Source organism: Maribellus luteus (assembly GCF_003576475.1).
Classification (GTDB): domain Bacteria; phylum Bacteroidota; class Bacteroidia; order Bacteroidales; family Prolixibacteraceae; genus Draconibacterium; species Draconibacterium luteum.
In genome coordinates, this window is the sequence record NZ_QWGR01000198.1 from 1 (window position 1) to 563 (window position 563).

The following is a 563-nucleotide window of genomic DNA, read 5'->3' on the forward strand; positions in this document are numbered from 1 at the left end:
CTGAACCGATCTGAACCGAAAACGACAGCGGCGGCTGGTGAAGCCGCCGATGGTCAGAAGAATCAGTCGAACTGATTTTCCAGGAAACCGCTGCGCTTGGTGAGCGCATCCAGTTCTTTCAGTACTGACAGCAAGTCTTTCATGCGGCGCAGCGGCACGGCATTCGGGCCATCTGATTTCGCGCATGCGGGATCGGGGTGCGTCTCCATGAAGACACCCGCCACGCCAGTCGCGACGGCTGCACGGGCCAGCACCGGCACGAACTCGCGCTGACCGCCCGAACTGGTGCCCTGGCCGCCCGGCAATTGCACCGAATGCGTCGCGTCGAAGACGACCGGCGCGCCCGTCTCGCGCATGATCGCCAGCGAGCGCATGTCCGACACGAGGTTGTTGTAACCGAACGAGGCGCCGCGCTCGCAGGCCATGAAGTTGTCTTCCGGCAGGCCGGCATCGCGGGCCGCGTGACGCGCCTTGTCGATGACGTTCTTCATGTCATGCGGCGCAAGGAACTGACCCTTCTTGATATTGACCGGCTTGCCGCTCTGCGCACACGCGCGGATGAA

Annotated in this window: 1 protein-coding gene; it reads right to left on the minus strand. The window is 63.2% G+C overall.

Features of this window, described 5'->3' with window-relative positions:
• Positions 1-62 precede the first annotated feature (62 nt).
• On the minus strand, positions 63-563 hold a 501-nt coding region (locus tag D1614_RS28575; RefSeq protein WP_497006683.1), incomplete at its 5' end, for a DAHP synthetase I family protein.